Origin of the sequence: Segatella copri (assembly GCF_019249655.2) — a bacterium.
In the GTDB taxonomy this organism is placed as follows: domain Bacteria; phylum Bacteroidota; class Bacteroidia; order Bacteroidales; family Bacteroidaceae; genus Prevotella.
The window spans coordinates 1353535-1373747 of sequence record NZ_CP137557.1 but is presented as its reverse complement, the minus strand read 5'-3'; the positions used below and the strand labels follow the sequence as shown (position 1 = coordinate 1373747).

The window sequence follows — 20213 nt, the reverse complement described above, 5'->3', positions numbered from 1 at the left end:
CAAAACTCTTCTTCGCCAGTGGGTTGCATCTTGCCCCAGCACTTTGGGCAACCATCTATGATTTGCTCTATATTAACCCCAAGCCGCTCGGGAAAAGAAAATCCATGCTACACCCAAATATCCCCCGTTATTTCAGATGGATGGTCTGTGTTTTGCCCAGGATGCCTGTTAGCACGGCGATTCCATTATCACGAATCTCCACCTTTTCATATTTGGCATCAACTATCACTTTTCCATTTAATGTCATAACACCCCAATGTCTGGGTATCTGTTCAAAGGCGCAATAGGCACCGACAGGTAGCGCTATATGGTGGTAGAGGGGTGGCACGATAACTTTACCATCTACCTTTAAGCCCCATTTCTTTCCGGCCTGATACAATTCCACATGACCTGCCTCTGACTTCTCATGCAAAAGAAGCAACTCACTTGCTTCCATTTCCTTCTTCTGTAACATCGCCTCTTGATAGTATTTCTTGCCAATCCGAGGCATGACAAAATTCAAATCTTCATTTTTATTCTTTGGCTGATTGCACCCTATATAGGTCTTCTTCAAACTTGAATCCACCAGGTAGTAGTCCTCTTTGCTGTCCATGACAACGATACGTTCACCATACAGGACTGCACATAACCAATACACATGTTCGTAATCATTACGCAGGAAACATACATTCCTGCTCTCTTCATGGCCCATGCGCATCTTCCCTTCACTACCCTCACAATAGTACCATACCTGACAACCGGGAGCAGAAGGTCTGAATCTGAATATCATATAGTACCCATAATTCAGAAAATCATATTGTAAAGGACGATAGGGCAAAGAAAATTCTTCTTGGGTTCGAGACATGAAAATGTCGTTATATTCTATAAACTCCCATCCTTTGATGTTGACAACCTGGGGAGCTTCTGCTACGTTAGTGCCATCGTCGATGACAGCTTTTGCCAACAGGTCATAATAGCATATCGCCTTTCTGCGAGGTCGGTAGAATAGGATGTTGCCATCCAACAGCTTCATGTCATAGTAATCGCCTGGCTCCAGTACTTGTTCTCCTTGTCGGTTCACTACCGTCATCTTTCCATCAGGCAGCTTGATGATGGCAAACTCCCCTTTGCTATCCACAAACTCACGATACTGTATCGTTTGGAGCAATTCCTCATGGCTCATCACCATCATCATTTCCGAGTCTGGATGAATCGGAATATCGTCTTGCACCTTGCTCATCAGGAAAAACTCTCTTTCCTTCGGAGTCTCCTTTTTCTTGCCAACTTTCAGCTTTCCTTCAAACATCGCATTCCAGTTCCATACCTGCGAAGGCAACCCGAACACCCGATACAGTCCCACATTATCTATAATCACGCAGTTCTTCTTTCCTTTGGCTACTCGCAGTCCTCGTCCCACCATCTGCAGGTACTTGGCAAGCGACAGCGTAGGTCGAGCCAACTGTACAAACTCCACATCCGGACAGTCAAATCCCTCCGAGAAAATGTCCACATTCACCAGCACTTGGATGTCACCTTTCTTGAAGGCTTCAATGTCTTGCTGTCTTTCCGCAGCAGGAGTCTTCGAGTCTATGGCAATGGCTTTCACGCCATGTTCCTGATACAGTTTTGTGATTTTCTGAGCATGACTGATATTGATAGCATACACGATGCCCTTCCTGTCTTTGCCATATTCCTCCAAGCTCCGGTAAAGTCTTTCGATGCTCGGCTTCTTATTCAGCAACATATCCATTTCCTTGTTCTGGTAGTCACCATCTGCACCTCGCTTCTGCAAGGAGTCAATGAGCCGTTGCGTCACACCATCCGACTTGATGCTCACGAAATCGTATGTCGCCAATCTTCCCTTGCTGATAAACTCAGGAACACCCCACGACTGCACCAACACATCAAACAGGTCTGTGAAACCCTTACCGTTCAATCGGCAAGGTGTAGCCGTCAGTCCCAGGAACTTAGCCTTCGGGAATCTCTCCCACATCTCCTTATAGGTCTTGGCAAGCGCATGGTGCGCCTCGTCAATCACAATCAGTCCAGGCTCTTCCTCTATCTCGTCATAGTGTCTCATCAGCCACTGGATGGACATCGCCTTGACGGATGACAACAGAGAAGAGGTGGCTGAGGAATAAGAATGAAACTTTCTTACGGTTTCATCAATCTGGGATACCAGCTCCCTTCTATGGGCAACAATCCATACTTTCGCCTTAGGATTGGCTCTCACGAAAGAGTCTATGACTGCTGTAAGCAGATAGGTCTTACCTGTTCCCGTAGGCATCTGTGCCATCACGGAACGGTGAAGGCACAAAGCCTTCTCTATCCGTGCTTTCATATCCTCTTGGTAATCAAAAAGTTCTATTTTCTTCATTCTAAAGAAATTATTTCTTCAATAATTAGTCTTCAAAAATCAACACTTAACATTCAATACTAAACATGACTATAGGATGCTTCCCAAATCAGAAAATCGCTATACAACCTATTGGAAGAAGAAAAATTTCGACCCCAATTTCAAATCACAGGTCGAGAAGAGCATCATTGATGACGAGATCGGTGAGCTAAAGACACAAGGTGTTAAAGATGCAATTGCCCAATTACATCAAGAAGGAAAAATCACAATCAAAACTTTCAAAAGCAATGACAAACAAACGCTTGTATGGAACACCTTGGTTAATACAAAAGGAATTAATTGAAATTCCATGTGGCTCCCCTTCCGTCTTGTAGCGGAACCAGAATGTCTGAAAGTCTTTGTCGCTGTACATTTTACTTACGTTTAAAATTACTGGCGACAAAGTTACATCATCTTTCTCAAATCACCAAATCCGTTTTTGGACGCTTACCTGCAACTTTGAGTACCTTGAACATATTATCTAAAAATGTATACATAATTATGCTATTATGTTAATTAATGAATCTGCTTACACAAAGCTTTTACTCCCTGGCGGTCCCAACCCGCACAACATGGCAAGGGTTTTGATGCCCCGCCAACCTTATAGCGTAGCGGTTCCGAGCACCGGAGGGCGGTTACATCCTCTCGTTTCTGAGGAAAGAGAGGCTTGGTGAGAAAGGTGGAGCCTTCCTTAAGGGTAAGGAAGGACGGGTAGGTTTTCGAAAAAGATTAGATGATTTTAGAAATCAAAATTCTTTTAGTGTAAACCACCAATACAGCGTCCCCACTATTTAACAGCGGGTTAGCCGTACCAGTATTTTTGAATAAAGTTTTGATTTTCTAAAATTTAATGGCTTGAGAAACTTACCGTCAGTAAACCACTTCGAGCAAAGAACCCAACCATTTATATTATAGTGCAAGATTTTAACCTTGCGATAGTACTTGGAATAAAAGACGATAGTACTTCTTGTACTGGATGAGCCAGTCATAATCTACTGCTTCATCTTTGCAATACTTACGCAGACTACGCCCCTTTCGGTTCTAGTTGTAGTCCTGCATTACCTTTCCAAAGTATTCCTTTGTTTCCATTATTCTGACATTTAAGAATTCGGATGCATAGGTTAATACATAATGTATTAAAACCTTACTCTGTAAAGGTGATATACATTAATTCTCATTTGAAGTCAACTTCTTCAAATCATAGTACATCAAACGAGTGTGCAAAGTCTTTGTTATGTCATAGCCAAGATTCTCTGCTTCTTGCTGTTCCGTAGAAAACAAAAACAGGAACTCATTCTTAACGGATGACAAATCTCCAATATCTTGTCATCCAACTTTACAAGTTTGCATTTTTCCAATAAGAACCCCATAATCAAAAGCCTGCCTTTCTCAAAATGGCACGAGCTTCAGCTACTTTTGCAGAGAAGTCCACACGATTATTATTATTCATAACTTCTTCCGCTCTCTTCACAAAGCGAACAGCTTCATCTCCTCGAAGGGTTGGTATCACTTTAATATCTATTGCCATAATCTTCTCCTTATTAAACATTTAATTCTGCCGCCAAAGTTACGCTTTTTTCTCGAAACCACCAAGAAATTAACAAGAAATCTGAAAGTTATCAGCAAATTACCACGAAATCAACCGTAAACTATAAACTATTAACTGTAAACTATAAACTGCTATTCCCATGCGGTCCCATCCCGCAAAACATGGCGAGGGCTTTGATGCCCCGCCAACCTTAGAGCGAAGCGGTTCCGAGCACCGGAGGGCGGTTACATCCTCTCTCTTCGGGCAAGAGAGAGGCTTGGTGAGAGATGTGGAATCCTCCTTGGAAGGAGGAACTAGGTGGTTCGAAAAAGCTTACGCTATAATTATAATATACAGTTATAAACTCTCTATCCACTTCTTACCGCTTTTCGTAAAAGCTGACCAAAGATAAAGGCAGCATGCAACGATTCCTACACCACCTAAAACAATATACATTCCTTCCATAATCATTTCTTTTTTAACTTGTATGGAGTACGTTCATGGAGATGCCGGAAACTCTCGATACGTTCTTCATTCAGGGTTCCTTCATTCCACATCCTATCTAATTCAGCATCAGCCATCTGAACAAAATAATCGGAGATTACCTTATTCAAATCTCGCAAAGCCTCAGGAGTCTTGATAAATGACAGCATATCGAGGATTTGCAATTGAGCTTGATTCATTGTTGCTACCTGTGCCATAATAATTCATTTTATTAACATCTAACCGCAAAAGTACACTTTTTCCTCGAAGCCACCAAGAAAACCACAAGACATCTGCAAGTTATCAGCAAATTACTCGCAAAATCTACAGACTTTGGGGAAGAATTGGCACTATTATATAAATCTATTCATCAAAATCTTCCGGCTTAGTATTTAGTAAATTCACGGTAGCCATGAACTCGCTTACCAAATCAGCGAATTGAGGATTATCCTTACGAATGATTAGTGCTGCATAGTTATCATTACCCTCCTCGTCTGTAATCGTTTGCGGCAGGAAAACATACTCCTTTCTTTCCCCGTAGATGCCAAACCAGTATTTGAATAAGCGATTACGCATCTTCTGCATGCCACCACTTGTATCACAGATATAAAGAAATGCCGCATTGTTCTTTGCAAAGAATTCCTCCACTATGGCAAGAATAGTCTCTCGCACCTTAGGATCACGAGGAGACTTCACTCCCTTCGGATTAGAGATACCAAATTGATAAACTAACCCATTATGAAGTATATCATCCCTTTCAAAAGTTACGAAAATTTCAGCATCATAATCTGTGATGAAACACAATGTATCATCAGCTAGAGCCACTTTTACCTCATAGGGCGAATTGGCATTAATCACAGCCAGAGACATTTTTTCTACTACCATACTTCTACCCCTATAGGTTCTTTACCAGTACGTTCCAGACAGCTTTTGCGAACCAAGTTCTCCAGTTTCTCCACCATTTTACGTTTGTTTTCCTTAGAAGCATTCCAACGGCGTAGAGCCTCTTCTCTTGTTAACTTTGTTGTATCCATATATTCTTCCTCCTATTTATTCTAGTTCAACATTCAGCCGCCAAAGTTACGTTTTTTTCTCGAAACCACCAAGAAATTAACAAGAAATCTGCAAGTTATCAGCAAATAACCACGAAATCAACCGTAAACAATAAACTATTAACTGTAAACTATTAACTATTAACTGTAAACTGCTATCCCCATGCGGTCCCATCCCGCAAAACATGGCGAGGGCTTTGATGCCCCGCCAACCTTAGAGCGAAGCGGTTCCGAGCACCGGAGGGCGGTTACATCCCTTGCCCTTTTGGAAAGGGCGAGGGCTTGGGAGTGGGTTAAGGACCCTCCCCCAGGGGAGGGACAGGTGGGGCATCCACAGCACTGTAGGGCGGTTTTCCTCGAAAAAATAGTTAGATCACGTCAAACTCGCTCAACGCCTCTCCCCATCTGCGCTTTACTTCCTTGAATTCATCTTCGTCAACAAACTCTCGGAAGGCAAGTAACACTTGCTGATAGTAACCCAGGGGATAGGCACTGGTTCCTACACCCTTTTCAAATCTGAGAAAGCACTGCGGTCGAAATGACAATGCTTTCTGAAAGTCTCCACCGTGATGCAGTGATGCTTCAACTCTGCACGAAGGAATGCTCCAAACTGGCGGTTAACCGCCTTGAAATTTGATTTTGGCATAACTTTTTGATTAAAAATATTAAAAAATGTAATTAAATATAAAATCCGCCTTATCATGTTAAGGCGGCTGTTTCTGTCATTATTATATCTTTGCCACGTAAAAATGAACCAACTAACACTTAACGATTATGAACGTAAGTATTTTCCATGACATGACCTGCAAGCTGCCCTTACCGGGGCTTCTTGAAGGCGTCGCCAACCTCATTCGAACCGATGAGAAGTTGGCAGTTTTCACCCGGTCTTATCGCCAGACCGGTAGCAAGACTTTCAAGAACGAAAGCCAGTTATTTGCCGTGCCTTGCCTCTTCGAGGGAGGAAAAGGCAGAAGCAACATCAGACAACTCACGGGGATGTCGCTCGTGGACTTCGACCACGCCATAGGGAGTGAAGAACGAGGAGTGAAGAGTGAAGAATCCATCAGCGACGGAGAATGGAAAGCCTTTGTTGCCAAAGAACTTAACATCCTGAAGCGAAAGGCGATAGCCGATCCTCACACCCTCCTTTGTTACATCACGATGAGCGGCAACGGACTCCGTGTCATCTTCACCTATGAGATAGCCCCGGAGTTTTCGGGAGTTCCCAAGGACGAGGAAGAAGTGAAGAAGTTCGAGGCATACTATCAGCAGGCCTTCTATGCCGGCAATGCCTATTACGAGAAACTTCTGGGAGCCAAGGCAGATATGCAGTGCAAGAACATCACCCGACTGAGCGGTCTTGCCCACGACCTAGAAGTCTTTTTACGCCCCCAATCCGAAGTCATTCCCTTCACGGCAGAAGAAATCTCCACCGCAGCAACAGCCTATGTGAAGCAGAGCAAGGAAGACAAGCAGATGCAGCGCATCCAGACCTACTTCGACACCCTCATTGCGCCCCAGCTGGCGAAGGCAAAAATCGAATTCCGCAGCGGCAGCCATAACGATTATGTGATGCGGGTCGGCTACAAGCTTGCCGAACGCCGTTTTTCAAAGAAGGTCGCCCTCAGATGGGCGATGCAGAAGTTCGGGAAGGACTATTCCGACACGGAGCAAGTCATCAACTCCTGCTTCGCCAACGCTTCTCCTCACGGCAAGCAGGGAGGAAGTGGCGACAACAGAGGCGACAGCAAAACGGCAACAGTCGAGGAAATCAAGTCTTTCCTGGATGGTCATATATCCCTCAGATTCAACGAGATAACATCCCGTGTAGAATATGAAATTCCCGCAGATAACACAGATACACACAGATTCATGCCTGTCAACGACCGCATCGTCAACTCCTTATGGAGCCAGATGTCCACCATTACCCGTGTCAACATCCAGGATATGTATCGTGTCATAGAATCAGACTATGTCCCAGTATTCAATCCCTTCAAAGAATACTTGAATAGTCTCCCACAGATAACACAGACAAGCACAGATCATGTCTCTGACGAGCCAGGGTCTTGCAAGCCTGTTGTCCTACAACAACAAAATCTGTGTCAATCAGTGCAATCTGTGGGAGAAAAGAATCATCCATCTGTGGGAGTTCAAGATAAAAAACAATCTGTGGGAGCAAAAGATTATATCCGTGAGCTAGCTCAAACCGTCCGAGTAAAGGGCGGCGAGCAGGAGCAGAAGCTGTGGCACCTCTACCTGAAGAAGTGGCTCGTCGGCATGGTGGCGAGCTGGATCTCAGATGATGTGGTCAACAACGTCATCCTCGTACTCATCGGAGAGCAGGGAGCGTACAAGACCACGTGGTTCAACTACCTTCTTCCACCCCCACTGAAGCAGTATTTCTATACCAAGACCAACGCCAACCGCATGTCGAAGGACGACATCCTGACCCTGGCGCAGTATGCCCTCGTCTGCTGCGAGGAGCTAGACACCATGCGCCCAGCCGAACTGAACCAGTTGAAGGCAGCCGTCACCATGCCGAGCATCGACGAGCGAGCAGCCTACGCCCATTATCATGAGCACCGCAAGCACATAGCGTCGTTCTGCGGAACGGGCAACAACACCCAGTTCTTGTCAGACCCCACAGGCAACCGCCGCTGGCTACCCTTCGAGGTGGAGAGCATCCTCTCGCCCAGGGACCATCCTTTCCACTACGAAGGCATCTACGCCCAGGCTCTCTCCCTCTACACCAGCGGCTTCCAGTACTGGTTTACGAAAGAAGAAATCCAGGAGTTGAACCGACACAACAAGCAGTTTGAGACACCCCATCTCGAACATGAGCTAGTGGACCTGTATTTCCGCAGACCAATCGATAGCGAGTTAGGCGAGTTCATATCCGTGGCCCGAGCCCTTCAGATGATCAGCAACGGAATCAGCCAGAAGCTGAGTGCCGTGAATGTAGGCAGAGCCTTCAGCGACTTAGGCTTCAAGCGTGTACGCACCAACAGCTGCCGGGGATTCATCGTAGTCTGCCGCACGCCGGAGGAGATAAAGGCATACCAGCACCGCCTCCTGATGAATGCCGAGCCGGATTCGTCCCCCGATGCGCCCTTCTAAGCCGTCCACCAGCGTGACACATGACACTTGTGACACCTGTTTTCATAAAAACCCTCGCGCGCAGGCAGGAAAACAGCATCTTAAAAATATAAACTAATATATAATTAGAAGAAAATAAAAAAAAGAAGAGTCACATCCGTCATCTGTCACTCATAAGTGCCATAGATAACCCCCGTAAGTGCCATAGATAGGCATCCTAACCAGCATAGAAAGATATCCTAACTAGCATAGAAAGATATCCCAACTAGCATAGATAAAAAATTCACTCTGTTTGCCCCACCTCCAACCAAGGCGGTATAACACCGCACAAACAATCGCTACTCTGTTGCGTAAAAACTCATCGCAAGCCCTTTAGGGCACAGGCTCCGCTTGCGATACCAAAACTCTGGCAGAGCTATAGCGTCGCCAGCTACATCCCTTGTCCCCTGAGGGGAAAAGGGCTTGGGAAAAGAGGTGGAGCTCCCTTTGGAAAGGGAGACGGAGGGATTCGAAAAAAACTCCCTCTTTGGAAAGAGGGACGGGGTGATTCGAAAAAAAACATTATCATTATGAAAATAAGAAGTTACAGCAAACAAGAGCTTGCCATGCTCTACTTTCCCGACAGTGACCCTCGTACGGCAACCTGCCATTTAATGCGTTGGATCAACCGCAATCCCACGCTCCTACAGGAGCTGAAATCAACCGGCTATTACCGCAGCAGCAAGTATTTCACCACTCGCCAGGTATGCATGATCCTCGATTACCTCGGCGATCCATGATAGAAAAGTCACAAAAGCACCAAAAAGTACACATAAGAGCATGAAAGTGCCAGAAAGTGCCAGATGCCCCATCCCCGATGTTGTATCTTTGCATTGTCTTAAAAAACAAAGCGTATGTTAAGAATTTCATTGTATCAAAACAACAACGAGAAAAGTCAGGCTTACCAGAAGTGGTATCCACGAGTAGTGGCAGAGGAGACCATCGGGCTTGACGAGTTGGCTGAGCACATGGCGAGCCACAACACGCCATTCAGCAAGGGAGCCATCAAGGGCATTCTGACCGATGCCGTAGTCTGCACCAAGGAGTTACTCCTTCTCGGCAAGAACGTCAAGTTCCCCGACCTCGCCATTTTCTCCATCGGTCTGAAGGTGAAAGGCGGAGCCGACACCAAGGCAGACTTCAGTGTAGCGAAGTACATCATTGGCTTGAAGCTCCGTGCCAGAGCCACCGGCGAGTTGTCATCCGCCAACCTTGACACATCTATCAAGCGAGTGGATGCCGTAAAGAGCAGCAGCACCCAGAGCCCAGGCGATGACAGCACGCCTGGAGGAACCCCTCCGAGCGGCGGAGATACCACACCAAGCGGCGGTGGCACAACTCCAAGCGGCGGTAATACCGGAACCGATTCTGGAACCGGAGATAGTGAAGATGTAACCATTTGATAGCATCTGAAGACAAGGCAGGGTGCAGTCCGGAGTATTCCGATGACGCTCAAGGCTGCCATCAGCAAACAGTAAAGAATCCCCGTCATGAACGGATACTTGCTCATCCTGCCCATCTTCAGAGTTATCAGTATATTGTCAAACATTAAACAAAAAGAATGAACATGAAAAAAGAGAATTGGAAAGCCATCATCAATTTCCTCATCACCATCCTCACCGCCGCCCTCAGTGCCTTCTGTGTACAGAGCTGCACCCAACTTTAAGCGGTATAGCAGCCCCACCTTTAGCAAGGCGGTCCCAGCAAGTATGTCCCCACTCCCCCCCAGGCGGTCCCAGCCCGCACAATCTGGCGAGACCTTTGATTGGTCCGCCAACCTTATAGCGTAGCGGTTCTGAGCACCGGAGGGCGGTTACATCCCTTGTCCCCTGAGGGGAAAAGGGCTTGGGAAAAGAGGTGGAGCCCTCTTTGGAAAGAGGGACGGGGTGATTCGAAAAATCCCTTTTTAATAGCAAAGAGGAACAAGGTGATTCGAAAAAGCAGCCCCCACCTCCAAGCAAGGCGGTATCCCCACCTACAACCAAGGCGGTATAACACCGCACAAACAATCGCTACTCTGTTGCGTAGACAATCATCGGCAGCCCTTTAGGGCACAGGCTCCGCTGCCGATACCAAAACTCTGGCAGAGCTATAGCGTCGCCAGCTACATCCCCGCTTCCTGAGGAAGAGGGGCTTGGGGAGAAAGTGGAGCCCTCTTTGGAAAGAGGGACGGGGTGATTCGAAAAAACCTCTTTAATAGCAAAGAGGAAAAAGGTGATTCGAAAAATAATACTATTAATCAAAGAAGAAGAAAAAGAAAATCTTTAAAAAATTTTTCTATGAGAAAAATCAACTTAATTATAATCCATTGCTCAGCGACCAGAGCCAACCGCAATTTCACGGTAGAAGACCTCGAAGCCTGCCACAAGGCACGAGGCTTCACCACCACCGGTTACCACTACTACATCACCAAAGATGGCGAAATCTACCCATGCCGTCCCGAGGAGATGATCGGTGCCCATGCCAAGCATTACAACGCCCACTCAATCGGCATCTGTTACGAGGGCGGTCTGGATGCCAACGGCACTCCCGCCGATACGCGAACCGAAGCCCAGAAGCGCAGCATGTTAGAGCTTCTGAAGAGCCTCTGCCTCGACTATCCCGATGCCGAAGTCATCGGTCATCGTGACCTCCCCTGGGTCAGAAAATCCTGTCCATGCTTTGATGTAAAGAAGTGGTTATCACAAGTAAACTTCCACATTTAGAAGACCATCTGTACAAATTCCTCCCATGCTTTTATCCCAATCTGTAAGTCCTTCAGCTTACGGATTGGGAATTGTTGATTATAAGTTTTTAATCAAGAATTCTATAAATTCATCCTTGACATTAGAGATTTCTCCCTTGTCATATATTGTAAGAAGAGTTACATTCATACCATCCTCACTAACTTTTACATTAAGAGTTAGGATTCTTGCACCACCACTTTTGCCTTTACCCTTGTCAGCAATGGCCATTCTTATCTTACGAATGCCACCACCAAGGTCATCTCCAACAAGAGGATTCTTATAAATTTCATCTAACCAAGCATCATAGTCAGACTTCAATGAATGATATTTTTTAGCCAAACGTTTAAACTGTCTTTTAAACTCAGGGCCATACTCAATATGAACATTCATGTCAATCCTCCATTTCTAAATCTTTTAATAAATCCCTTGCATCTGGTAATTTTCTTCCTTCCAACTTAGCAAGTTTAACTTCCTGCAAAGCTCTTGTCAAACTTTCCTTCACAAAAGCTTGCTGCTTCTGTGTCTTTGTCAAGATTGGTTCTTTTACAACTGTAGTTGACACAACACCACGAAGCATATTAATAGCCTTACGAATGTTTTGCAGAGGCTGGTTCGTATCTACCGTTACTAATATCTGTTTCATAATCTTCTCTTTTTAAACGTTTAATTCTGCCACAAAAATACGCTTTTTTCCCGAAACCACCAAGAAAATCGAAAGAAATCTGCAAGTTATCAGCAAATTACTACAAAAATCTGTAAACTATAAACTATTAACTGTAAACTGCTATCCCCCATGCGGTCCCATCCCGCACATCATGGCGAGGGCTTTGATGCCCCGCCAACCTTATAGCGAAGCGGTTCCGAGCACCGGAGGGCGGTTACATCCCTAATCCCTATGATAGGGATTTAGGGCTTGGGTATAGGGTAAGGACCCTCCCGCAGGGGAGGGACAGGTGGGGCAAATATAGCACCGGAGGGCGGTTACATCCTCTCGTCCCTGAGGTTTCTGTCCCCTAGAATGGGAACCGAAGGGGTCGAAAAAACTATTAAGGATATTCAGTAAGGGCATAGTTCACTGCCTTGAGAAGTTCAGAGTGTCCCTGCTTCGATGTCAAGAAATGGTTGAAAGAAATCAACTTTCATCTCTAGCAACCATTCTTCATCTCATCTCTTTTCTTTAATATTTCTCCTTTTATTTGCCCAACCCGCTGATGTGACATCACCCGGTTGGGCTTTTTTTAAAAAAGCACCGGAGATTAGAATTTATTTATCTTATGTATCCCAATAAATCAAGATACATCATCCTTGACTCCAATTGTTCATCTTCTGGAATATGATTTGCCTCTTTCTCCAATTTTTCTGATGAGTACAAGAATTTAAAACCATTTTTTTCATAAAAGTGAAGCACATTCTCCTTATTGTAAGCATCAACAACTATGAAACGGCAACCTGTCTTATTATCAGGTAACAAAAACCAAGATATGATATAGTCTATTGCTTGTGAGCCAATACCATCATTAGTACCTTGAAAATTCTTTGCAACACCAAGTCTTCCTATCAATACTGCCGGATAACTTCTTGTTCTTTTGGAATTAGGAATTTTTCTCTGTATTTTGTTTCTTGAAGCATTCGGAATCAAAGCTGCCTTGATACTATCATTTGCCAATGTAAAGGCACAAACGATTTCATCTTTGCCACTTCTTTCCGTAGCAAAGAAATATGTTTTTCCCAATAATTGCCCATCATAGAGACAAGCCTCCTGATGAAAGAAATCATCAAGATCTTCATCTCCACAACTAAAAGAGTCAAGCTCTTCTTTTGTCGTAACACGATAAAGCGAACAATTACTTTGCAAAAGGACTCTTTCCTCCATGTGCTTTCAAATTAGCAGTTGAACGAACCAAGATTTTCTCCACATCAGCAAATGACATCCGCAAAGCTTTTCTTTGTGGATTGCGTTCATTTTCCTCTGCCTCACGAACAAATCGTTCGGCAGTCTCACCTGTCAAAACCGGAATACTTCTTATTTCTAATGCCATAATCTTATCTCCTATTATTTAGTTTATATAACTTGCCGCCAAAGTTACGCTTTTTTCTTGAAACCACCAAGAAAATCACAAGAAATCTGCAAGTTATCAGCAAATTAGCCTCAAGATCAGTAATCTATCCCCCCATTATAGCAACCCCACCCCATACTGTCCCCACCTTTCCCCATGCGGTCCCATCCCGCACAACATGGCGAGACCTTTGATTGGTCCGCCAACCTTAGAGCGAAGCGGTTCCGAGCACCGGAGGGCGGTTACATCCTTCCCTTTTCGAGAAGGGTTTCTGTCCCCTGTGAGGGGAACCGAAAGGGTCGTAAAGCCTATTGTGGCTTGGTTAAGATGTGGAGCTCTCCTTGCAGGAGAGACGGAGAGGTAGAAAAGTCAGCACTAAGGGCGGTTACATCCCCGCTTCCTGAGGAAGAGGGGCTTGGGGAGAAAGTGGAGCCCTCTTTGGAAAGAGGGACGGGGTGATTCGAAAAATTGACGGGGTGATTCGAAAGATCATTATCCAAAAATACATTTTTAGAGAAATCATTGACTACAAGAAAATAGTCAATGATTTGCCTCATTCCAATCCCTTCATCAAAGAAATGGTGATATAGATGCGTCAGCTGATAAATCACATTAAATGCTGTCGTTGGTATAGCAATATCCCCTGCCCCATCGGGCAGCCCCACAATATGCGAGCATTGCAGATCCGCATTTCTTCGAAACCATTTCTGCAATCTAGCATGATAGATAGGATTATTCATGGAGCAAGGAAAGAAATGCAACTCTATAGGCACACCATCCAAGGAAGTCTCCAGATGCTGCAGTCTGATATCATCTTCCAGTTCAAACTTCTTTTGAGCATACTCCATAATTCTCTCCCTACTAGCATCAATCCAGACATCAATATCTCCAGGAGTACGAGAATAAGGATTCGGATACATCAAGGTATTCCCCTGACCTTTCAGGACACAGCATCTCAGCCCATCCTCCCTCAGCATCGAGAAGAGCTTACCAGCCACCGCATTCACCTTCATGTTCTGTCTGCGAATCTGTTGCGCCTTACCCATCCAGGTCATCAGCAGTTCCCTCCCAATCGGGTTCAGCCTCAGCTTCTCAGGATACTCCTTCCCCAGTCTCTCAATACCATCAAAGCAAAGCCCCAGCAGAGCCTGCTTAGAAGTAAAGGAATACAGCTCCTGCCAGTCCATCCCTGTCACCACACTACTCATATCCCCCTTATATCCAAGGCAATATCTTAGGAAAGCGAAAAAAGCAGTTATATCATTCATTCAACTATTAATCTTTATTAATTATACATAGAGATATACCATATATATGAAATATATTATGTATCTTTGCACCAAAGTAGAAACATTTAAATAAATACACTTATGAGTACAGTTTCAGTAACACCTTCTAAAAGAAAGATCATTGACTTAAAAGATGATACTTTTAAGACCCTATCCATTATGGCTATTCAGAAGGGAACCAACCTCAAAAACTATATTGAGGATATACTTAATGGTATAGCCGAGGATTACGAAGACGCAAAGCTCTATGCCAAATTAAGAAAAGAGCAGCCAGAGGGTCTCATCCGTGCCAACAAAGAAGAACAAGAAGATTTTGAAAAGTGGTTAGGCGTATGAATGTCGAATTTTCCAAAGCCTTTATCAAAGCTTCCAAACGTCTTTCAGGCAAGATGCTCGATTCTTTAAGACGTACGATAGTAGAAGTTAAAGCAGCCAAAGGTATTCAAGATATCTCTGACTGCAAGAAACTTGTTGGGTATCGTAATATATATAGAATTCGTTTAGGAGACTATAGAGCACTATTTACTCTAGAAATTGAGTTTTCTGGCGATACTATATTCTTTCAATATCTTGCTCCACGAGGCGAAGCCTATGGTAAAAAGATGAAAACAGAACTTAAACGAATAGACAAAGAATAATTATATTATTCAATCTCCAATGTATCTCCACCATTAGCAAGGCTGTCCCATCCGCACAACCTGGCGAGACCTTTGATTGGTCCGCCAACATTATAGCGTAGCGGTTCCGAGCACCGGAGGGCGGTTACATCCCTTGCCCTTTTGGAAAGAGCGAGGGCTTGGGAGTGGGTTAAGGGCCCTCCTTCAAGGGTTTCTGTCCCCTACAAGGGGAACCGAAGGGGTCGTAAAGACTATTGAAGACAGGAGGGTCTATTTACAATACATCTCATAATACTTCTGATACTCCCCAGAAGTAACATGATCCATCCATTCCTGGTTATCGAGATACCACTTCACCGTTTCCTCGATACCCTCCTCAAACTGGAGAGATGGCTCCAACCCAATTCATTCTGCAACTTGCGAGAATCGATAGCATAACGCATATCGTGACCATTTCTATCGGTTACATAAGTGATGAGATCCATATCCTCGCCTTCCTTTCTGCCGAGCAGAAGGAAAAGGTAAGATATAGTTTTCAATATCCTTATTTCAGATATTTCCTGTCATTATCCTCAAACCAGTCAGCAAGCGCTTCCTCAAAACTCCACATAAACTGATAACCACAGTTCTTCAACTTCTCACCACAGATATTCGTAGAAATCTGGAGTTTCTTTACTCTCGCAGGACAATCTGTTCAGTAAATTTTGAAAATTTAATAAAGCACATACACACTAATGAAACGGAACTTTATTTAAATCAGACTGAAGCATCGGAAAAGAAAGAGAATATTTTTTCTTGACAATGTTAAAAACTAATTTTATAAACCATTTATCCACTTTCGGAGAAAAATAAATACTTTCAATAAGCTTGTTCAAATCCACAGGAACGAGTAAGTCGCCAGAGTCTGTCAACTGCTCTATTTGGGGGGTATCAGAGATTATTCTAAACTCTTTCTCGTGAGCAAAGGATAATCTTTTATACCATGGAGCATCAAACATATGAAAGTATTTTCCTGGTGTTCCAACATTATATTCTTTGTAATCTATATAATTCACCATTCCGAATTTACAATTTGCCGTAAGAGGTAGTGCTTGATAAAGACGCTCGAACGTAGTCTGAATAGCAATTCCTTGTTTAGTATCCCTAGAATACAATTGCCACATAGCTTCAGACTCGACATCAGACTGATGCCAACAACTTATGTAGTTATTTAAGCGCCACTTCCTAATTGTTCTTCTATATCTATCAAATTCATATTTGGCTTTTTCTTCGTCATTTCTCCCATCGTCAAATTCATCCAAATTAACGAATGGTGCTCTCCGTTGTAATTCCATTTTAATCCAAGCATCTTCATTTTCTAAAACTCCCAACGCTCCTTCATAAGGGTCATTAAAATGATCTATACGAGTGAAATATAAAGAACTTTCATCCAACAAAGAAAGGAACTTTGCTAAATCCATATATCTCCATAACTTTGCAGAAGATCTTGGAATCGTGCGGTGATTATTCCCACTGATTGAATACAACCTTGCATCACTCATATTAGAACTACATTCTTTACAAGTATGAGCCAATTCCCCACTATCCAAATGTCCAATAAAAGTTTCCTCCCCATTGCTAAATTCTTTTCCACATAAAGTGCATTGACTTCTATGGATAATATAGAACCATCTTTCTTGCTTAATGCTTTCTAAATCATATTTTTTATACGCTCCCATCATCATATTGTTTTAATGTCAAGACCAAACTATTCGACCTCTATTATTCTCTGAATTTCATCCATCAATTTAAGAAATACTCTTTCTTGTGCAGGTTTTTCCATTTCCGCCAAAGTTTCCTCAGGCTTATTTACTGCTTGGAATTCTGACAATTCTGATTTTAAAAAGAAACTCGGTTCTACCAATAAACACAACACCTTAGTATTCTCAGCCTCAGCCTTCCTTAAAATCGGTGGAAGTTCATTGTTTTTAATAAAATCAGAAGCAAGAAAGTCTGTAGATACCAAAAGTATTGCTATGTTAGCATCATCCAATGCCTTTTTTATCTCTTCTTTCCAGTGTTGTCCAGCATGAATTTTCTTGTCAGACCATTCTTCAAAACCTCCTATATACTTTTTCAGCACACTCAAATGGGTCATCAATCTATTGTGGAAATTTTCATCAGCATGAGCATAGCTGATAAATATTTTTTTCTTATCTTTATGCATAATAATCTTTTTATTTTCAGTTTCATTCTTCGGAAGTTGCATAGAGGGTATTACAACCTTCTTATCATCCTCAATTACCAGTTCATCAACATACGACACAGGATTATCTACAATATCCAATTTTGTGATACGACTTATCAAACTTTCATCAAGATGTTCTATTTTATTCTTACTAAGAATGAGTGTAGTAATCTTCGAGTCAAGTATTTGCTTGGGTAAATGCTTAATTTGGTTACCATGCAGATTCAAAATCTTCAACTTTGGCAGTTTAAATAAGGCGCCTTGTAATACCTTTAAATTATTAAAAGCCAAATCTAAGGTTCGAAGTTTTTTGAGTTTCAATATTTCTTGAGGAATTACCTCTATCCTATTGTAACTTAAATCGAGCTTTTCTAGATTTGTATACTGATATACATTATCAGGTATTGTCTTTAGATTTTTATGGGATAAATTAAGTTTTGTAACTTGCTTTATCGTTTTTCCTTTAATTTTTATTGGATATTCCATAATATTTATGTATCTTTGCACCCATAGTCGGACTATGGGGGTAGCGACTTAAAATAAGTGATGTTCAGAGTGCACTCCTGCGGGAGGTCAATCTGATTAATATCTTGAATGGAGTCTAAGCGTAGAGGAAGGACCTCTAATAGACGGGGAAGAAGAACTTCAACGGTTTGCTTAGAATCCCTTTAATTCATCGCAGCTTCGGCATCCCACGTTTTTCGCTAGCGAAATTGTGTTCTGTCATACAAAAGAACACATACAGCATTTTGAGGTCGTTCGATTTGAACGACCTCATTTATTTACTTTTATCTCCCTATAGCATTCTTCCATTTTCTCCAGCATCTCCGGTAGAGTGACAGCAGGAGTACAACAAAACATCATTTCTGTCTTGGGCACACAAAACGCCTCGTTCTTGGTAACGGATGGAAAAAAGGCAGAGGCGGCATAAAGATAAAGGCGTATGTCCTCATAACTCAAACGTCTTACAAAGTACACACATTCTGAATGAGATTGAGCCTTCAAACCTTCTGTTAAAAGACCTTTACCCTCAAAATCTTTATTTTATAAGTCCATTATAGCAAGACATAGTAAGACCATCCCAGGCGGTCCCATCCCGCACAACATGGCGAGGGCTTTGATGCCCCGCCAACCTTATAGCGAAGCGGTTCCGAGCACCGGAGGGCGGTTACATCCTCTCGTCCCTGAGGGAAGAGAGGCTTGGTGAGAAAGGTGGAGCCTTCTTTAATGGTAAAGAAGGACGGGATGATTTTAGAACACTCTTCTTTAATCAATACTGCGTTAAATTAATATTTAATCGTCTGTAAATCAATAACTTATATTAAGAAATGCTTATGAAAACTTAACTATAGAAAGTTGGTCAAGTCGCTGATTTTCAGTAACTTTGCAAATCACGACAAACGCAAAATTATATGAATACAGGACTTGACCAATATATGGATATCTTTAAAGATGCAGTTGAAGATTCGGCTGCAAAGTTAACAAAAAGTTTCGAGAAAATACTCATCGAGGTGATAATTTTGTTCATGGTAATACCAAGAAAGATAAATTTCACCCAAATGGGGAGGTATGGCTCGCATGTTGAGCAAACCTATCGCAACGCATTCGGCTTAAAAAAGTCGAAAAGCATTGACTGGCTCAAACTTAATGTCTCACTTGCCAAGCGCTTCTTTGGTAAACAGGGAAGATGGGCTATTGCCATTGATCCCAGCTACATCAGCAAAGCTGGCAAGAAGACTCCACATATCGGTCGTTTTTGGTCGGGATGTGCACAGTCTGTTAAACATGGTCTCGAAATCATGGGTATTGGCCTCATTGATATTGATGCCAAAGACTGCATGATGTTAAAAGCACACCAGTCGCTAAGTAATAAAGAACTGAGTCTTAGAAACAAGACTATGGTAGATTTCTATATCAGCGTCATTAAGCGTTACCGCAAGGAACTTCTTAAACTCTCAACCCTCATAGTTGCAGATGCTTACTTCTCTACAAGTACATTTGTTAATGGGATAAAGAAAGAAGGGTTCTCTTTGATAAGCCGCTTTCGTGACAATGCTTGTCTCTTTTATGTCTATGCTGGTCCACGTACTGGAAAACGTGGTCGCCCCAAGACCAAGGATGGCAAGATTGATATGAAGAATCTTGACCTCACTCGAATGGAGAAGATGGAGATGAAAGATATAGAAGGAACAGCTTATACTTTGATAGCCTATTCCAAGGCACTCAGGTGTAAAGTTAGACTTGTCATCTGGCAGATGCCGAATGGCAAGAAGAAACTATTCTTCTCTACAGACACCTCACTTTCGGGTGAAGAAGTACTTCTTTATTATAGAACCAGGTTCCAGATCGAATTTTGCTTTCGTGACGCCAAAGGCTATACTGGTCTTATGGACTGCCAGGCTCGCGATAAGTGGAAACTCGATTTTGCTTTCAATGCTTCGTTCACATCACTAAATGTTGCCAAGGTAACTATGAAGGAGATGGGAATGGAATATTCTATGTCTTCATTCAAGTCACTGATGACCAATATTTATCTGGTGAAACGAATTTTTAAAGCAAGCGGGTACACCCCGAACCGAACTTTAATTAGCAAGATTTTCAAAGATCTCTCGTGCTTACAGCGTATAGCTGCTTAGCACATTATTGAATTATTAACGAACTATTGTTTAATGGTAAAGAAGGTTTCTGTCCCCCACAAATGGGGGAACCGAAGGGGGTGTAAAGA

Annotated in this window: 23 protein-coding genes and 2 pseudogenes; 9 read left to right on the top strand and 16 right to left on the bottom strand. The window is 43.1% G+C overall.

The genetic code is table 11. From position 1 onward, the window contains the following. Positions 1 to 127: 127 nt before the first annotated feature. A complete protein-coding gene (locus KUA49_RS05200) occupies positions 128 to 2356 on the bottom strand; it encodes a DEAD/DEAH box helicase (protein ID WP_203050386.1) in 2229 nt (742 codons plus the stop codon). Between the two features lie 76 nt (positions 2357 to 2432). Between KUA49_RS05200 and KUA49_RS05195 the strand changes: the two genes are divergently transcribed. Next, entirely contained in the window at positions 2433 to 2678 is a 246-nt protein-coding gene (locus KUA49_RS05195; protein WP_203050388.1) for a hypothetical protein, read from the top strand. 1068 nt (positions 2679 to 3746) lie between these two features. On the opposite strand, the gene KUA49_RS05190 is transcribed toward KUA49_RS05195, so the two are convergent. From KUA49_RS05190 to KUA49_RS05165, 6 genes are all read right to left on the bottom strand, one after another. After that, positions 3747 to 3902, bottom strand: a complete 156-nt coding sequence (locus KUA49_RS05190; RefSeq protein ID WP_218412307.1) for a hypothetical protein — start codon at positions 3900 to 3902, stop codon at positions 3747 to 3749. 467 nt (positions 3903 to 4369) lie between these two features. Further along, a complete protein-coding gene (locus KUA49_RS05185; RefSeq protein ID WP_203050392.1) occupies positions 4370 to 4603 on the bottom strand; it encodes a dephospho-CoA kinase in 234 nt (77 codons plus the stop codon). A 145-nt stretch (positions 4604 to 4748) separates the two neighbouring features. Then, positions 4749 to 5270, bottom strand: a complete 522-nt coding sequence (locus KUA49_RS05180; RefSeq protein WP_203050393.1) for a DUF6169 family protein — start codon at positions 5268 to 5270, stop codon at positions 4749 to 4751. Next, a complete protein-coding gene (locus KUA49_RS05175) occupies positions 5264 to 5419 on the bottom strand; it encodes a protein tyrosine phosphatase (RefSeq protein ID WP_117661216.1) in 156 nt (51 codons plus the stop codon). Before KUA49_RS05175 ends, KUA49_RS05180 begins: the two co-directional genes overlap by 7 nt. A gap of 386 nt (positions 5420 to 5805) precedes the next feature. Then, positions 5806 to 5982, bottom strand: coding sequence for a hypothetical protein (locus KUA49_RS05170; protein WP_203050394.1), 177 nt, complete (start codon positions 5980 to 5982; stop codon positions 5806 to 5808). Further along, complete coding sequence (locus KUA49_RS05165; RefSeq protein ID WP_218412306.1) at positions 5937 to 6083, bottom strand: XRE family transcriptional regulator; 147 nt, start codon at positions 6081 to 6083, stop codon at positions 5937 to 5939. Before KUA49_RS05165 ends, KUA49_RS05170 begins: the two co-directional genes overlap by 46 nt. Before the next feature lie 128 nt (positions 6084 to 6211). Here KUA49_RS05165 and KUA49_RS05160 point away from each other — a divergent pair, with 128 nt between their 5' ends. The 5 genes from KUA49_RS05160 to KUA49_RS05140 all read left to right on the top strand — a co-directional run bounded on the left by KUA49_RS05160 (position 6212) and on the right by KUA49_RS05140 (position 11277). After that, entirely contained in the window at positions 6212 to 8554 is a 2343-nt protein-coding gene (locus tag KUA49_RS05160; protein ID WP_218412305.1) for a VapE domain-containing protein, read from the top strand. Between the two features lie 548 nt (positions 8555 to 9102). Then, entirely contained in the window at positions 9103 to 9312 is a 210-nt protein-coding gene (locus KUA49_RS05155; protein WP_203050397.1) for a DUF4248 domain-containing protein, read from the top strand. A 114-nt stretch (positions 9313 to 9426) separates the two neighbouring features. Beyond that, a complete protein-coding gene (locus KUA49_RS05150; RefSeq protein WP_218412304.1) occupies positions 9427 to 9975 on the top strand; it encodes a DNA-binding protein in 549 nt (182 codons plus the stop codon). Positions 9976 to 10139: 164 nt separating this feature from the next. Next, the gene (locus tag KUA49_RS05145; RefSeq protein ID WP_218412303.1) at positions 10140 to 10238 is read left to right on the top strand and encodes a smalltalk protein; all 99 of its coding nucleotides are present in this window, start codon (positions 10140 to 10142) and stop codon (positions 10236 to 10238) included. Positions 10239 to 10851: 613 nt separating this feature from the next. After that, positions 10852 to 11277, top strand: coding sequence for an N-acetylmuramoyl-L-alanine amidase (locus KUA49_RS05140; RefSeq protein ID WP_218412302.1), 426 nt, complete (start codon positions 10852 to 10854; stop codon positions 11275 to 11277). 78 nt (positions 11278 to 11355) lie between these two features. On the opposite strand, the gene KUA49_RS05135 is transcribed toward KUA49_RS05140, so the two are convergent. The 5 genes from KUA49_RS05135 to KUA49_RS05115 all read right to left on the bottom strand — a co-directional run bounded on the left by KUA49_RS05135 (position 11356) and on the right by KUA49_RS05115 (position 14623). Further along, complete coding sequence (locus tag KUA49_RS05135) at positions 11356 to 11688, bottom strand: type II toxin-antitoxin system RelE/ParE family toxin (RefSeq protein ID WP_203050403.1); 333 nt, start codon at positions 11686 to 11688, stop codon at positions 11356 to 11358. A gap of 1 nt (position 11689) precedes the next feature. Beyond that, a complete protein-coding gene (locus KUA49_RS05130) occupies positions 11690 to 11941 on the bottom strand; it encodes a hypothetical protein (protein ID WP_203050404.1) in 252 nt (83 codons plus the stop codon). Positions 11942 to 12565: 624 nt separating this feature from the next. Next, positions 12566 to 13171 carry a GNAT family N-acetyltransferase gene (locus KUA49_RS05125; protein WP_203050405.1) on the bottom strand — a complete coding sequence of 202 codons (606 nt, stop codon included), beginning with the start codon at positions 13169 to 13171 and terminating at the stop codon, positions 12566 to 12568. Further along, the gene (locus KUA49_RS05120) at positions 13143 to 13337 is read right to left on the bottom strand and encodes a hypothetical protein (RefSeq protein WP_117588040.1); all 195 of its coding nucleotides are present in this window, start codon (positions 13335 to 13337) and stop codon (positions 13143 to 13145) included. The genes KUA49_RS05125 and KUA49_RS05120 overlap by 29 nt, the downstream gene beginning before the upstream one ends. A 326-nt stretch (positions 13338 to 13663) precedes the next feature. Beyond that, positions 13664 to 14623, bottom strand: a complete 960-nt coding sequence (locus KUA49_RS05115) for a nucleotidyltransferase family protein (protein ID WP_218412301.1) — start codon at positions 14621 to 14623, stop codon at positions 13664 to 13666. Between the two features lie 102 nt (positions 14624 to 14725). Between KUA49_RS05115 and KUA49_RS05110 the strand changes: the two genes are divergently transcribed. Then, positions 14726 to 14980 (top strand): hypothetical protein, encoded by a 255-nt coding sequence (locus KUA49_RS05110; RefSeq protein ID WP_089542550.1) that lies wholly within the window; start codon positions 14726 to 14728, stop codon positions 14978 to 14980. Next, the gene (locus tag KUA49_RS05105; RefSeq protein WP_203050407.1) at positions 14977 to 15282 is read left to right on the top strand and encodes a type II toxin-antitoxin system RelE family toxin; all 306 of its coding nucleotides are present in this window, start codon (positions 14977 to 14979) and stop codon (positions 15280 to 15282) included. The genes KUA49_RS05110 and KUA49_RS05105 overlap by 4 nt, the downstream gene beginning before the upstream one ends. Before the next feature lie 249 nt (positions 15283 to 15531). On the opposite strand, the pseudogene KUA49_RS05100 reads toward KUA49_RS05105, so the two are convergent. From KUA49_RS05100 to KUA49_RS05085, 4 genes and pseudogenes are all read right to left on the bottom strand, one after another. Continuing rightward, a pseudogene (locus tag KUA49_RS05100) lies at positions 15532 to 15776 on the bottom strand (GDP-mannose 4,6-dehydratase); the annotation flags it as partial. A 29-nt stretch (positions 15777 to 15805) separates the two neighbouring features. After that, positions 15806 to 15949: pseudogene (locus tag KUA49_RS05095) on the bottom strand (NAD-dependent epimerase/dehydratase); the annotation flags it as partial. 43 nt (positions 15950 to 15992) lie between these two features. Continuing rightward, positions 15993 to 16985 (bottom strand): hypothetical protein, encoded by a 993-nt coding sequence (locus tag KUA49_RS05090; RefSeq protein WP_203050408.1) that lies wholly within the window; start codon positions 16983 to 16985, stop codon positions 15993 to 15995. Positions 16986 to 17008: 23 nt separating this feature from the next. Next, positions 17009 to 17974: a leucine-rich repeat domain-containing protein gene (locus KUA49_RS05085; RefSeq protein WP_203050410.1), complete on the bottom strand. Its 966-nt coding sequence runs from the start codon at positions 17972 to 17974 to the stop codon at positions 17009 to 17011. A 926-nt stretch (positions 17975 to 18900) separates the two neighbouring features. Between KUA49_RS05085 and KUA49_RS05080 the strand changes: the two genes are divergently transcribed. Then, complete coding sequence (locus KUA49_RS05080; protein ID WP_153093847.1) at positions 18901 to 20124, top strand: transposase; 1224 nt, start codon at positions 18901 to 18903, stop codon at positions 20122 to 20124. Positions 20125 to 20213 lie beyond the last annotated feature (89 nt).

Coding starts and splice junctions, on each gene's coding strand:
- KUA49_RS05200 (WP_203050386.1), bottom strand. CDS start 2,356: ATGAAGAAAATAGAACTTTTTGATTACCAAGAGGATATGAAAGCACGG.
- KUA49_RS05195 (WP_203050388.1), top strand. CDS start 2,433: ATGCTTCCCAAATCAGAAAATCGCTATACAACCTATTGGAAGAAGAAA.
- KUA49_RS05190 (WP_218412307.1), bottom strand. CDS start 3,902: ATGGCAATAGATATTAAAGTGATACCAACCCTTCGAGGAGATGAAGCT.
- KUA49_RS05185 (WP_203050392.1), bottom strand. CDS start 4,603: ATGGCACAGGTAGCAACAATGAATCAAGCTCAATTGCAAATCCTCGAT.
- KUA49_RS05180 (WP_203050393.1), bottom strand. CDS start 5,270: ATGGTAGTAGAAAAAATGTCTCTGGCTGTGATTAATGCCAATTCGCCC.
- KUA49_RS05175 (WP_117661216.1), bottom strand. CDS start 5,419: ATGGATACAACAAAGTTAACAAGAGAAGAGGCTCTACGCCGTTGGAAT.
- KUA49_RS05165 (WP_218412306.1), bottom strand. CDS start 6,083: ATGCCAAAATCAAATTTCAAGGCGGTTAACCGCCAGTTTGGAGCATTC.
- KUA49_RS05160 (WP_218412305.1), top strand. CDS start 6,212: ATGAACGTAAGTATTTTCCATGACATGACCTGCAAGCTGCCCTTACCG.
- KUA49_RS05155 (WP_203050397.1), top strand. CDS start 9,103: ATGAAAATAAGAAGTTACAGCAAACAAGAGCTTGCCATGCTCTACTTT.
- KUA49_RS05150 (WP_218412304.1), top strand. CDS start 9,427: ATGTTAAGAATTTCATTGTATCAAAACAACAACGAGAAAAGTCAGGCT.
- KUA49_RS05145 (WP_218412303.1), top strand. CDS start 10,140: ATGAAAAAAGAGAATTGGAAAGCCATCATCAATTTCCTCATCACCATC.
- KUA49_RS05140 (WP_218412302.1), top strand. CDS start 10,852: ATGAGAAAAATCAACTTAATTATAATCCATTGCTCAGCGACCAGAGCC.
- KUA49_RS05135 (WP_203050403.1), bottom strand. CDS start 11,688: ATGAATGTTCATATTGAGTATGGCCCTGAGTTTAAAAGACAGTTTAAA.
- KUA49_RS05130 (WP_203050404.1), bottom strand. CDS start 11,941: ATGAAACAGATATTAGTAACGGTAGATACGAACCAGCCTCTGCAAAAC.
- KUA49_RS05125 (WP_203050405.1), bottom strand. CDS start 13,171: ATGGAGGAAAGAGTCCTTTTGCAAAGTAATTGTTCGCTTTATCGTGTT.
- KUA49_RS05120 (WP_117588040.1), bottom strand. CDS start 13,337: ATGGCATTAGAAATAAGAAGTATTCCGGTTTTGACAGGTGAGACTGCC.
- KUA49_RS05115 (WP_218412301.1), bottom strand. CDS start 14,623: ATGAATGATATAACTGCTTTTTTCGCTTTCCTAAGATATTGCCTTGGA.
- KUA49_RS05110 (WP_089542550.1), top strand. CDS start 14,726: ATGAGTACAGTTTCAGTAACACCTTCTAAAAGAAAGATCATTGACTTA.
- KUA49_RS05105 (WP_203050407.1), top strand. CDS start 14,977: ATGAATGTCGAATTTTCCAAAGCCTTTATCAAAGCTTCCAAACGTCTT.
- KUA49_RS05090 (WP_203050408.1), bottom strand. CDS start 16,985: ATGATGATGGGAGCGTATAAAAAATATGATTTAGAAAGCATTAAGCAA.
- KUA49_RS05085 (WP_203050410.1), bottom strand. CDS start 17,974: ATGGAATATCCAATAAAAATTAAAGGAAAAACGATAAAGCAAGTTACA.
- KUA49_RS05080 (WP_153093847.1), top strand. CDS start 18,901: ATGAATACAGGACTTGACCAATATATGGATATCTTTAAAGATGCAGTT.